The following is a 12,446-nucleotide window of genomic DNA, read 5'->3' as shown; positions in this document are numbered from 1 at the left end:
ATTAGATAATTGATAAATCAGAATAGATAATCTTACCCGAATCAGTCCTTGGTATCTTGCCAATAAATCGAACCTCATAAGCTGAAGGATTTATTAATACTCGGTTTGACAAAACCGATTTTATAGAATCAATTTTATCCAAATCTGTAACATAAACAATTAGTTTATCATCGCTACCAACACAAGCACATTCTTGGCAATGATCTTTCACGATAGATTCGACAAAATCTAAACTTATTCGGTTTCCATATAATTTCAAGAAACGTTTCTTTCTCCCTGATATATAATAAAATCCCTCCGAGTCAACATAAGCTAAATCGCCAGTATAAAGTATCCCTTTATTCTCATCACCTTTAAACAGATCATCTAATGATTCGGCATATCCCCAAAAAACATTAGAGCCTTCATATACTAATTCGCCTTCCACATTAGGAGACACTATCCGCATACCATCCTCGTCAATCAAAGAAAAATGCCCACCCGGTATTGCGACCCCTACACTCCCTACTTTATTCAAAGTATACTCAGCAGGTAAGTAGCTCATTCTTGCGGTGGCCTCTGTCTGCCCATACATTACATAAAAACGTATATCGTGCAAACGTGCATATTCCGAAAAATACTTAATTAAAGAAGAATTCAATTTACCACCAGCTTGCGTCATAACCTTAACAGATGAAGGCAAGAATTTCTCAAAACGCATTTTCTTAAGAATTTCATACGTAAAGGGAACACCTGCAAAAGATGTCGCCTTCTCTTCTAAAACAAATTTCCAAAACTCTCGCTGCACATACGATTTATCAGTCAGCAACAAGGTAGCACCTGCCAATAAATGGCTATTCAGTACAGATAAACCATAAGAATAATACATCGGTAAAGATGTGATCGCTTTCTCGGAAGAGGTTATTTTCAAATATTCAATGATAGAACATGCGTTACTTTTTAAATTGTCATGCGATAAGCGAACAAGTTTAGGAGATCCTGTACTACCCGATGTAGTTAATAGCAAAGCTAACCCCTCAGGTAAAACAGGAGAATCTCCGTCATATTGAATCAAAGAATATCCCCCCAATGAATATTTTTCCTTCCCCTTAACAAGCAGATCTCTTCTACTAGGGAACCAACAATATCGAGGGTGATAAATAGCCTCCAAATGATACAAGGTCTCATCCGGAACATCCCGACTCAGCAGCAAAGGAACTACCCCCGATCGCAAACACGAGACATAAGCCACAATTGACTCCAATGAGTTCTCACAGCCGATAAAAATCAATGATCGTGGCACTAGATGCTCAGAAAATCGTTCAGACAATCCCAGCAAATCAGCATACGTATACACATGATGATCCTCTGTAATAAAAGCCTTATTCGATAGAAAAGAGGAGAAATCAAACATTAGAATCTTTGATTATATTTACTTTCTAAGACCTTAATGGCCGAGTCAAACGTATCGATCTCAAACATATCATCCGCTTCCAAATCTAAGTCAAAAGCATCCTCTATTTCTGAAATAAGCGTAATATGTCCAACAGAATCCCAATTCGGAGATTCTTTTAACTTAAGAGCAGGAATTTGGTCTATAGAAGACAGATTTAAACCCTTAAAGAAAGCGGTTTGTAATTTTTCCAAATTAGTCGCCATCTATCACTTCTTTATACGTTCAAACAATTCCTGTATAGTATCAGACTTTAGCAAGTCATCCCCTTTTAAAGATACATCATATTCCTCATCAATCATAGCAATTACGGATAAGGCTACTAACGATGACCAGTCTTCCAACTCCTTAAAATGAGTATCAGGCTTAAATACAGATATCTCTGTATCGTCAAATTGTTCAGAAAACTTGTTGATAAAATCTTGTAATTCCATATATTATTATATTTAAATAAAATCAAACTTTTTTGCGGGATTACCCACATAAACACTATTATCCTTTGTTTTTCGCATTATAACACTATTTGCACCAATAGTCGTACCTGTTCCTATCTTGACACCTTGTAAAACCACAGAAGATACACCAAAAAAATTCAATGTTCCAATTTGAGTATCTCCACTAATTCTAGCGGCTGTCATAAAAGAATTGAAATCTCCAACTTTAGCATCATGTCCTAAAGAAACCCTGTTATTGAAAACATTAAAATCTCCTAATCTAACATTACAACTCATTGAAGCGAAACTACAGATAATATTACCCTTTCCCATCAAAAAATTATCCCAATCTAAAACATAAGCTTCGGGCGCAACAATGTTAGGAAAATCAATTAAAGGATTATTTATATTCGAATAAGCTCTATACGATATTTTAGGATTTCCAAAAGCAAGAATCAAGGATAAATTTGACGGATAAGTATTCAAATCATCAATACCACCCAATAAAGATCCATATTCATTTGAACTTCCTTTTGGTTTATTCCTAAAATCATCATCAAAAAAACCAACAAAATTCCATTGATTTTCTATACGATTTATTCGTTTTATCAATGAGGCTACTTCACGACCAAAACCACCAGCCCCATAAATAGCAATATCCTTCATTATTTACACATTACTTCTTGAAATACGTTGATTAGTTGAGAAGCTATTACATTTGGAGAAAATCGAGCACGACTATCAGCTGAAATCTTTTTGTGATCATATTGATGACAATTCTCATACATATCCTTTATTGCAGAAGAAAGCGCCTCAACATCATCACAAGGAACAAGTAAGCCATCTGTTTTTTGCACAAATTCTTCAGGACCTCCACAAACTGTAGCTATAACGGGTAATCCCATCATCATTGCTTCTACATAAACAACACCAAAAGTTTCAGATCGCGACGGCAAGACAAAAACATCACTATTACATAATATAGAGCCAATCTCTTTTTTCCCTTTCCTTCCTAACAAATAAACATTACTATTCAAGCCTGCCCGATCAATCTGCTGTTCCAAATTCACACGCTCCTCCCCCTCACCTATAATAACCAACTCCCATTTATCCAAAGGAAGTTTGAGCTGACCAAAAGCAGAGATTAACAAATCATATCCTTTACGATGAATCAAACTACCTGTTGAAACAAAACGAATCTTACCATCCTTGCTACCTCTCGAACAATTATAGCAAAACTCTGATCCAACCATATTATGCACAACAATACTGTTTATCTGAAAATGTTGAAGTAAACGCTGCCTCAAAGATTCTGAAACAGAAATCACGGCATCACAATCTGAATAAGTTGCCCGTCCTAACCAAACAGCATAATCCGATAAAACATCCTTATTAAGCTGACTCCAATGCTCAATTGCCACCAATGGCAAATTATACATCTTTTTCAAAATAAGTGCAGCATATGAGTTTGTCAAATAATGAGAATAAAGTACATCCGGCAGGCTATGTTCCCGAATCACTCGATTAAACAACCTCTTAAGTTGAATTCTTTTAATTGAAAAATCAACTTTTTTTCCAAATAATCTATGGGTGATAATTCCTGGTACCCAAAAACAATCATAATAATCAATGCCATTCAAGCGATAATGAGAAATACCAGGTTTTCGCCAATAGAGCCGGAAACGGCTATCCACACTAATCACGGCAACCTTATGCCCGACTGCCACAAGAGCTTCCGCTTGATCTTTTTCAAAACAACCCCATTGAGGATCACGTTTAGAAGGAACACCACGAGATATTAATGCTATAAACATAATCCTATTTATCATTTACTAGACATTCTCGTAATACGTCTAAATAGCCATGACCATATTTTAAGTCAGGCTCAACATAATTACCTTCAGCCCATTCATTCCATGATTTAAGAAATAAAATTCTATGTTCATCTTGCTTATTATTTAGAAGATTCAAAGCCTCGTAAATCATTTTCTTAAAATTCACCGGTGTGGAATTAACATAAATGCCATTTACTCCTGAACGAGGGCTTCGATCCCACTGAGGCAGAAGCGAAGGATACACATTATCCCACTTATCCTCAGGAACATAGTAATGTTTAATAATTTTTAAATAGTCATACTTATCTAATGAAGAAATATGAAACCTAGAAGATAATACTCTATGAATAATAAACCATATTCTATTTTTAAGTTGCACTTCAGCACGCCAAGTGCCAAAAGAAGCAACTGCATCGAAACCTAATTTATCGATTAAATATTGGTAATATATTCCTGCTTCATCAAGGGAGAAATATCCTTTGGCTATATCATTACCTAGCTCATCTTTTAATCCATGAGCACTCGTATTTTGAGTATATCCAACAAAATGAATATCTTTAAGTCCGTTTTTTTGCGCTAACTCACGCCATAATGGGATAAAATCATTAGGTAAAGCATAGGGATCAAACACAACAAATAAAGGCTTTCCATCCACACAAATATATCGAGGATCCCTAAATGCTTTCAGTACATATTCGAAATGCATCATATAATCCTCCTTTCCTAAATACTTTTGTTCAGCAATCATTCCTGTAGATTGACCCATCCTTCCATTTGCCCACGTTTTAGTTGTCCAAGTATGATTTGCCCACCCCAAACAAAAAGGAAAATTAGGCTTTCCACTTTCAAGAACCTCATTGAATGGACGCTCCAATAATTGTTTTCCATTACCAAACCAATAATGCCAATAACAAAAGCCCTCGATCCCTGCTTCACGAGCCATCTCCGCCTGAGCCTCACGTACCTCCGGCATCCGAAGATCATAATACCCTAAATCAGCAGGCACACGTGGCTGATAATGACCTTTAAACAAGGGCTTAGCTTTTCCTACATTCGTCCATTCAGTGAATCCCTTACCCCACCATTTATCATTTTCTGGTATAGGATGAAATTGAGGAAGATAAAAGGCTATAACACGAGCTTTTCTATTTTGATATTCCATAAATTTTATTTAATTCGCAAATAATTCATAATTATCACATCTGACGAGCAGATATTTGATCTAAGATATGAGTTCTATAACTGGAAACATTTTTATCGATTATAGAACTATAGGGGAAATATCTATCATAAAATTTACCATCTGTTCCTCCATCGCCCATATAAATATTATACACTTTATATGACAAATAGAACAGCAAAACAGGTATAACAAATATATTCTTCCGTTTCCCAACAACAAATCTTGAAGAAAATGCATGTATTACTTCCGCATAAGCCACTGCAAGTGGCAAAAGTATATAATTGGTAAATCTATAAAATATATACACTCTTGATGTCAAAATATTAAATAGTATCGACATCAATATAAAAATCACTAAATACTCTTTTCCTCGTTGTTTTTTTAAAATAAACAACGATATAAAAGGAGTTAAAACAGAAGCAACAATGAATGCATAAGGATTAACCCTTGTATTTTCTCCATATATATCCGAATTCATATAAATTATCAACTTTTCATAAAAAGCGAAATCAGATCCTACTATAGAGAGCAATATATTTACAAGATCCAAAGAACTCAAAAATATATACAGAACAGACACAAGAAGAAACAAACTACTAGAGTTCAATTTATTAACAAGATAAAAAAATGGAAGAAGCAGTAAAACCAAAGATGACTCATGAAACATGAAGGCAACTAAGAAACACAAAAAATACTTCAACCATGACTTATTTAGATAATAAGAGAATGACAACAAGAAAAACGATATAGAAATGCTTTCACGCAATATTTCAAAATTATAATTAAAATAAGAAACTACAAAATAGATCAGCAACACAGTAAATATATACCGAGTGTTTTTCTTAATAAAATAAGCCACTACCATATTTATCCGACAAGCTAGGACAATTCTTAACAGGATAAAATTATCCCATATTCCTTTTAGAAATGATGTCAATAATATCCAGCCAAGCCTTTCTTTTGAACGAATATCTATTTCATCTGCCAAAGGTACATTAAAAATTGATCTATAATCATACTTCCAACGATACATATACACTTCTGTGTCTCCACCAATCTTATAACTCAACACATTCAGCAGGATAAGGATGAATATAATCGAATAAAAAGAAGTATATTTATAGCGAGTGCTATTATGTATATCATAAATGTAGATACACAAAATCATCAGGAATACAATAAACGCATAAATCATCAGAGGATATATTAAGGTTTATATCTTATAATATTTCTTCCTTTCATAAAATAAAAGGACACTAACCAACAAGTCCCCCCAGCAAAAAGAGCTACTAAAAAAGACAGGGATGGATTTTCTATCATATTACCACATAATAAACAAACTAAGAGACTTGGTATAGCACAAACTATACTTTGTCCAAGGTATTTCAAAGGTAAATGAACTAACTTATGATGAAATGTATATAAAATATAAAATAATGTCACCACCGTCTCAGATGCCACCAATACCAAAGCAGATCCTACGCTTTCCAACCGATATACCACTGTTAAGTTTACTAATAAAGCAACTAAAGCACCTATAACAGAAGCTTTCAACAGTATCTTGTCTTTCTTCATAGGAATTAGAACCTGAATAGCCAACACTTGCGCAATCCCTACAAATAATATCGCGGGCATTATGATTCGCATAGGCAATATAGCTCCCTCATATCCTGCTCCCGCCAAAATAAAAATCATCTGAGGAGCCAAGGCTATACTACAGGCTATCATCGGAATACTAAACATCGTTATTACCATAAACGAACGACCAATCAGTTCATGAAAACGCTGTCCCTCTCCTTCTGAAATCAATGCGCTCATTCGTGGCAGCATCACATTGGTAAAAGCAGAGAACAAACCCAATATTACATAATAGAGCTTAAACGACGTGGTATAATAACCTACTTCCACATTATCAGACACAAGACCTAAATACATCACATTGAACGTAAGATACATAGATGTCATGATCGCATAAAGTCCTAGCATACAGTTTTGCCTATAAAACCGTGTGGAAAATAAATCCTTGAACTGAAAATCAATAAAACGATATACATATACGGTATTAATCAACGCATTTATCACTACAACACCCACAGTCAAGATAAAATAGAGCCGATAATCAGCAGGAGATTTAATCAAGAACAATATGGATATGATATATATACATTTAATAAACAAACTACGCAAAGTTATATAATGAAAGTTCTCAATTCCGGTAAAAAACCATTCTATCAGAAATGCGGAAAATAGTATCTTACCTGCTCCTATATAAAACAATTCTTCATATTGGTTGAATTTAGGTACAACAGCTATGCAGATTAGATAAACGATTAATGTAAATAATGTAAACACGATGTTCATACCCATCAAATTGGAAAATACCTGACTTTTCCTTTGGTAATCATTTTTTACCGCAGCTATCTCACGTATCCCTAATATACTCATACCCATGGTCGCAAATAACAGAAAATAATTCACTGTATTATCCACGAAATTAACCAAGCCAACATATTCCACACCTAATACTCTTGATACATAAGGGAATATCATAAGATTAATTAAGTAAGTAGATAGGGTCAGTATACTTTTATAAATAAAGTTCTTTTTTATCGAAGGAGAAGACATATCAATCGAACATAAACGTTTTCTTTAGACTAATAGAACAAAGCAATCGGGATTTTAAACTGCAAGTAATCACTTTAGAACTTATCTGAATCCCTAAATCCATCTTGCCATAAACTCTGCTCTTACATATATTAAGGGAAATGGAACTGTATCAAATTAAAGACTCTTCTAAATCTTCGCTACTGCACATAATTCTAAATTTAAAATTTACGCAGCAAAGATAAGTCTTCTAATATTGAGCCCTAATTTGAGTGTTTACAATGTTTATCAAATTAACCGTCCTATCGTTAAGCACTTTCCAATTTCCCCTGAGTGAATTCTTTATCCAAATAAAACAAGACATGGCGTGGACTTTGGAAATAAAGGTCAGAAGTAGGATTCAGCAGTTTTTGATAAGTATCAGAATTGTATAGTATCTCAAAAGCCACTGTAATTACCATTCCTCGTTCCTCAACAAGAGTACTCAGTATATCACACAGAGGCAATTCATCATAAATTCAACATCTGCAGTTTCCATCATTTAAATTACTTGAAGCTTAGAAATAGTTTTTTTCCAAAAATAGCGAAGCTAATCAAATTATCATCCAACGACAAAGTATGCATTATACCATAATGCTCAAAACAGACCTCTATTCCTTATATCTAGCGATATAACGATATGCCTGCTGCGGTGTCAAATGATAAGGTTTGGCAAACTCTGTGATAAGCATCACTATGTAACCAATCTTTTCTATTACCATACCTCCTTCCTCCTATTGATTGCTTTTCAGACGATCTGTCTTGCTAAGGATAATGGCAAAGAAACAAATAAATATTCAATTATAACAATACATTCAATCCAACTCCTCAAACCGGGAGTTCTGGCTCTTGAACTCAGGCACGAAGGATTTCATCTCCCTCACCATCGAGAGGATCTGAACACGGAGGGATAATTCGGTCAATACACGGATGTGCTCTACTACATCCTTATAGTCATACTCACGAACCGCCGCTACCCGGATCTTTTCGTGAGGAGTCTCTTTCGTATTCTCCTTGTTGTTCAATAGCTCCTCATATAGTTTCTCGCCGGGGCGAAGACCAGTATACTTGATCTCGATATCCTTGTCTACCTGCAACCCGGACAGTTCAATCATGCGCTTCGCCAAATCCGCTATCTTCACCGGCTCTCCCATGTCGAAGATGAAGATCTCACCACCCTTGCCCATCGTACCGGCCTCTAATACCAGACGGCAAGCCTCAGGAATGGTCATGAAGTAACGGATGATATCGGGATGGGTAACCGTCACGGGGCCTCCTTGAGCGATTTGTTCACGGAAACGGGGGATAACCGACCCATTGCTACCTAGAACATTGCCAAAGCGGGTCGTAATGAAACGCGTCTCGCCTTTCACCTCTCCTCGCTCGATCGCAAGGCTCAGACTCTGTACATAGATTTCGGCCAAGCGCTTGCTACAGCCCATGATGTTCGTGGGGTTCACCGCCTTATCCGTACTGATCATCACAAATTTCTCCACACCATAGCTTACAGCGGCATCCGCCATCACACGAGTACCGAACACGTTTGTTCGGATCGCCTCGCAGGGGTTCTCCTCCATTAAAGGGACATGCTTGTAGGCCGCCGCATGGAACACTACTTGGGGGTGCCAGTTGCGGAACACATAATCCACACGGTCCGGGCTACGGACATCGCCGATTACTGGGACAAAGTTTAGTCCCTTGTATTTCTCTTCCAATTCCAGACGGAGATTATGCATCGGGGTCTCAGCGGAGTCGAAGCAAACCAACTTCTTAATCGGGAAATGAGCCAGCTGGCGACAGATCTCGCTACCGATACTGCCGGCGGCTCCCGTGACAAGCACGGTCTTCCCTTCCAACAGATTGCCGATCTCATCCAGATTAATATGGATCTCCTCACGACCCAACAAATCCTCGATACGGATCTCACGGACCGAACGCTTCACCTCACCTCCACGTAGCTCCTCCATCTCCGGAACTACCAACGTCTTCAATGAGGCCTGCTCGCAATAGCGGATCAAACGGTCACGCTCCTGATGGGCAACCTTTATATTGGGGAAGAGAACGCCATCCAAGCTGTTGCGAGGGATCAAGCGATACAGATCCTCCACGTTCTCGATCTGGTAGACCGGCAACTCCGCAATCCGGATGCTTTTCTTGGAATTACCAAAGGAAAGGAAGCCCATGATGCTATAATTCTGCATGAATACCTGACGGTTAGCCGATGTGGCGATCATCACGCTTTCCTCCTCCGTGCCAAAGACCAGTACCCGCTTGCGTTTCTTGCCGAGTTGCAGGAGGACGCTGTTATAGACATTGATCACGAAGACACGCAACGTGACCAACATCACGATCGTCAACGTACTGTCCATGATTCCACCCAACCAATAGATAGAAGGGCTGAAACGGGCTTTCAACAGCCAAAGCAGCAGGAACATTAAGAGCGACTTGCCGATCGCAGCACCACCGATCCGCCACAAGCCACGCAGCGTGGAATGGCGAATAACCCCATGATATGCTTTGAACAGCAAGAACGAAACGATACTGGCCACAAATGAGGAGAGGCCCACTTTCAGCACATCAGACTCTCCAATACGTATATGCAGAATGGAGAACATTCCTAGTACGCCCAGCAACGATACGGAGAGCGAGACGAAAAGGTCCGCACTAAAAATGATCCAACGGTTGATATACCGCAAATTCACTAGACGGCCTAAGGCCAATCGCCATCTGCCCTTATGAAAATCCATCATTTGTATTTTGTTTGTTTTATATTCAGTGCCCTAACTTTTCCCAACGGCGGCGCCTGTGACTCGTGGCGTCCCGAAGCGGCGGGCGTAATACAGCTTTCCGTCCGCAAGATCGTACCATCACCCTGGTGGATGATTTGGATCGCATGGGTTGCATTGGGCAGGATCTGCACATTGCAACCGTAGATATGGAAAACGAAGTATATATTAATTGCCCTGTGAAGTATATATTAATTGCCTAACGCAGTATATATCCTCGGGCACATGCAGTATATCTTCTCAAAAACGGCCAGTTGAGCGGTGTCTGAGACGACTGCTTCACGCATCGTTGATACGGGTACGGATGAAACGCTCTTTGACCATCTCCTCGGGGGTTATTTTCGGATCATTTCAGGCATGAGATCGCAAAGGAACAAGCATATGCAAGAACCAAGTGACGAAAGTGATGAGTTTCGATGCTGTCGAGCATACACATGAGCGTGAAATCATCCCCATACACTATTTCCCGGCTCCGAGAAATTGCGTCTTGCATTATAATACGCTTTCTTTTTATCAAATTCAAAATCGGGCGTATATTCATAGACTGTTGAATCCTCGAAAAACCCTTCAATGGAACTTTGTTCCAAACTGAACACAAGAACTCCGGCTTTCGTCTGCCAGCAATCTTGATAGATAACATAACCTTCCCCGTAAATACCAAACTGAAATTCCCTATTATTATATCTAGCAACGATCGGAGTTCCGTCCTCCAAGTCATCTATATTCTCAAAGTCAAGCTGTCCGTGTTTACCCCTATTCAAAAAATCTCCAAACATCTTTCCTCATTAATCGCCGCTTTGACGGCTTTGGGTATATCTTCTTGCGTCTCTCTCTTTTAAACCTAGACAACAATGATACAAGAGACCTTTCCCATAATTGTCAGCGGGGCAGAAGTACTCAATGAGCGTATCCTGCTGACCCATGTGGAGAACGGATTATTGATGAATGGTTTATGATAGAATAGCTTGCTTCATCGATAATAAGGTTGCCTGCAAAAGGGGTAAGTCCTCCTTCATTGTTGAATAAACAATATCAACATCTATTTTAAGATAATGATGAGTATCACATCCCGCAACTTCATAATCTCCTTCCAAGGAATTACAGGATATAAAGGGAAAAGTTCTCCTTCTGAAAGTTTATCTATAGTTTTTACACTTTCACCAATAAAAATCAATTTCATACAAACACCATCCAAAACGAACATATCATCAGGAGTCAATAAGAAATCATTGCCATCCTTAATATGAGATGTACGGACTTATATAACATGAATTGAATCAATCATCATGTCTATCAAATCCAAAATTCGTCCCGAATCTTTCCATTTATACATAAATCAAATCTTTATTTATGGATTTTTCCATACGAGTTCCTGCAAATGACTCTCTTTTACAGAATAAATCAACAGAACAACCTAGAAGTTTCTCAAGTTCTGACTTTAGGCGACATAATGTAAACAAACTCATATGAGAACTCTCGTAATATATATCAATATCACTATCTTCCCTTTGTTCATGACGAGCCACCGAGCCAAACAAACCAAGATTACTTATCTGATATTTACGAAACAACGATTCTTTTTCGCTCCTTAATATACTTAAGTATTCCTCAGTAGACTTCATAGGCTCATTCTTTTTGTTCTAAAGACAAAAATCCTCCAAGTCAACTAATTGAAATTACCCTATGATTTTGGGGTGACAAACGCAACAGCTGATAAACAGACCGCTCAAACGCCACCCAATGCGTTCCCGTAGAATATAGGGGATCTATGTTAGAGTAACCGAATATATTCAGGATCGACCTCCACAGCGGCAACCAACAGACCGGGGATCTCCACGATCAAACGTTTCACACGGGAACCCCGTATAGAGAGTAAACGACCCTCGTAGCCATCCAATGGGCCACCCTCGATACGGATCATGCGACCGTACATCGCAGAAGTTAATTCTTCAACCAAGAAATAGCGTGGGGAATCATCGGAATGGACAGCACGGATAAAACGGTTCATCTCCGCATGGCCTACCGTCATCGGCTTACGGTAGCCACCACGCAAATAACGATATTGGAGGGTACTGATCTCTTCGGCTCACCCGATAAATCAGGGGGAAAATTCTTTAATTCTATAGAAAATTT

12 protein-coding genes and 1 pseudogene are annotated in these 12,446 nt (G+C 38.1%); all 13 read right to left on the bottom strand.

Going from position 1 to position 12,446, the window contains the following annotated elements; translation table 11 throughout:
• Position 1: 1 nt before the first annotated feature.
• Positions 2-1,393 carry an AMP-binding protein gene (locus tag DW033_RS22255; RefSeq protein WP_009275839.1) on the bottom strand — a complete coding sequence of 464 codons (1,392 nt, stop codon included), beginning with the start codon at positions 1,391-1,393 and terminating at the stop codon, positions 2-4.
• Positions 1,393-1,638 (bottom strand): acyl carrier protein, encoded by a 246-nt coding sequence (locus tag DW033_RS22250; RefSeq protein ID WP_009275838.1) that lies wholly within the window; start codon positions 1,636-1,638, stop codon positions 1,393-1,395. The genes DW033_RS22255 and DW033_RS22250 overlap by 1 nt, the downstream gene beginning before the upstream one ends.
• A gap of 3 nt (positions 1,639-1,641) precedes the next feature.
• The gene (locus tag DW033_RS22245; protein WP_008773340.1) at positions 1,642-1,866 is read right to left on the bottom strand and encodes a phosphopantetheine-binding protein; all 225 of its coding nucleotides are present in this window, start codon (positions 1,864-1,866) and stop codon (positions 1,642-1,644) included.
• Between the two features lie 12 nt (positions 1,867-1,878).
• Positions 1,879-2,532 carry an acetyltransferase gene (locus DW033_RS22240; protein WP_008773341.1) on the bottom strand — a complete coding sequence of 218 codons (654 nt, stop codon included), beginning with the start codon at positions 2,530-2,532 and terminating at the stop codon, positions 1,879-1,881.
• Positions 2,532-3,680, bottom strand: coding sequence for a glycosyltransferase (locus tag DW033_RS22235; RefSeq protein ID WP_009275837.1), 1,149 nt, complete (start codon positions 3,678-3,680; stop codon positions 2,532-2,534). Before DW033_RS22235 ends, DW033_RS22240 begins: the two co-directional genes overlap by 1 nt.
• A gap of 4 nt (positions 3,681-3,684) precedes the next feature.
• Positions 3,685-4,863: a glycoside hydrolase family 99-like domain-containing protein gene (locus DW033_RS22230; RefSeq protein WP_009275836.1), complete on the bottom strand. Its 1,179-nt coding sequence runs from the start codon at positions 4,861-4,863 to the stop codon at positions 3,685-3,687.
• Between the two features lie 34 nt (positions 4,864-4,897).
• Positions 4,898-6,052: an EpsG family protein gene (locus tag DW033_RS22225; RefSeq protein ID WP_255419888.1), complete on the bottom strand. Its 1,155-nt coding sequence runs from the start codon at positions 6,050-6,052 to the stop codon at positions 4,898-4,900.
• A gap of 38 nt (positions 6,053-6,090) precedes the next feature.
• Complete coding sequence (locus tag DW033_RS22220) at positions 6,091-7,509, bottom strand: flippase (protein ID WP_122383149.1); 1,419 nt, start codon at positions 7,507-7,509, stop codon at positions 6,091-6,093.
• A 629-nt stretch (positions 7,510-8,138) separates the two neighbouring features.
• Positions 8,139-8,219 (bottom strand): hypothetical protein, encoded by an 81-nt coding sequence (locus tag DW033_RS25110; RefSeq protein ID WP_226769914.1) that lies wholly within the window; start codon positions 8,217-8,219, stop codon positions 8,139-8,141.
• A gap of 123 nt (positions 8,220-8,342) precedes the next feature.
• A complete protein-coding gene (locus tag DW033_RS22210; RefSeq protein ID WP_009275833.1) occupies positions 8,343-10,277 on the bottom strand; it encodes a nucleoside-diphosphate sugar epimerase/dehydratase in 1,935 nt (644 codons plus the stop codon).
• Between the two features lie 482 nt (positions 10,278-10,759).
• Entirely contained in the window at positions 10,760-11,089 is a 330-nt protein-coding gene (locus tag DW033_RS22200; RefSeq protein ID WP_005864966.1) for a hypothetical protein, read from the bottom strand.
• Between the two features lie 549 nt (positions 11,090-11,638).
• Positions 11,639-11,935, bottom strand: a complete 297-nt coding sequence (locus DW033_RS22190; protein WP_005864960.1) for a nucleotidyltransferase family protein — start codon at positions 11,933-11,935, stop codon at positions 11,639-11,641.
• Positions 11,936-12,084: 149 nt separating this feature from the next.
• A pseudogene (locus tag DW033_RS22185) lies at positions 12,085-12,396 on the bottom strand (transcriptional regulator); the annotation flags it as partial.
• Positions 12,397-12,446 lie beyond the last annotated feature (50 nt).

It is taken from the genome of Parabacteroides sp. AF39-10AC (assembly GCF_003635405.1).
Taxonomy (GTDB): domain Bacteria; phylum Bacteroidota; class Bacteroidia; order Bacteroidales; family Tannerellaceae; genus Parabacteroides; species Parabacteroides distasonis.
The sequence above is the reverse complement of the archived record's forward strand: the minus strand, read 5'-3'. Positions and strand labels throughout refer to the sequence as shown.

Coding starts and splice junctions, on each gene's coding strand:
- DW033_RS22255 (WP_009275839.1), bottom strand. CDS start 1,393: ATGTTTGATTTCTCCTCTTTTCTATCGAATAAGGCTTTTATTACAGAG.
- DW033_RS22250 (WP_009275838.1), bottom strand. CDS start 1,638: ATGGCGACTAATTTGGAAAAATTACAAACCGCTTTCTTTAAGGGTTTA.
- DW033_RS22245 (WP_008773340.1), bottom strand. CDS start 1,866: ATGGAATTACAAGATTTTATCAACAAGTTTTCTGAACAATTTGACGAT.
- DW033_RS22240 (WP_008773341.1), bottom strand. CDS start 2,532: ATGAAGGATATTGCTATTTATGGGGCTGGTGGTTTTGGTCGTGAAGTA.
- DW033_RS22235 (WP_009275837.1), bottom strand. CDS start 3,680: ATGTTTATAGCATTAATATCTCGTGGTGTTCCTTCTAAACGTGATCCT.
- DW033_RS22230 (WP_009275836.1), bottom strand. CDS start 4,863: ATGGAATATCAAAATAGAAAAGCTCGTGTTATAGCCTTTTATCTTCCT.
- DW033_RS22225 (WP_255419888.1), bottom strand. CDS start 6,052: ATGATTTTGTGTATCTACATTTATGATATACATAATAGCACTCGCTAT.
- DW033_RS22220 (WP_122383149.1), bottom strand. CDS start 7,509: ATGTCTTCTCCTTCGATAAAAAAGAACTTTATTTATAAAAGTATACTG.
- DW033_RS25110 (WP_226769914.1), bottom strand. CDS start 8,219: ATGCTTATCACAGAGTTTGCCAAACCTTATCATTTGACACCGCAGCAG.
- DW033_RS22210 (WP_009275833.1), bottom strand. CDS start 10,277: ATGATGGATTTTCATAAGGGCAGATGGCGATTGGCCTTAGGCCGTCTA.
- DW033_RS22200 (WP_005864966.1), bottom strand. CDS start 11,089: ATGTTTGGAGATTTTTTGAATAGGGGTAAACACGGACAGCTTGACTTT.
- DW033_RS22190 (WP_005864960.1), bottom strand. CDS start 11,935: ATGAAGTCTACTGAGGAATACTTAAGTATATTAAGGAGCGAAAAAGAA.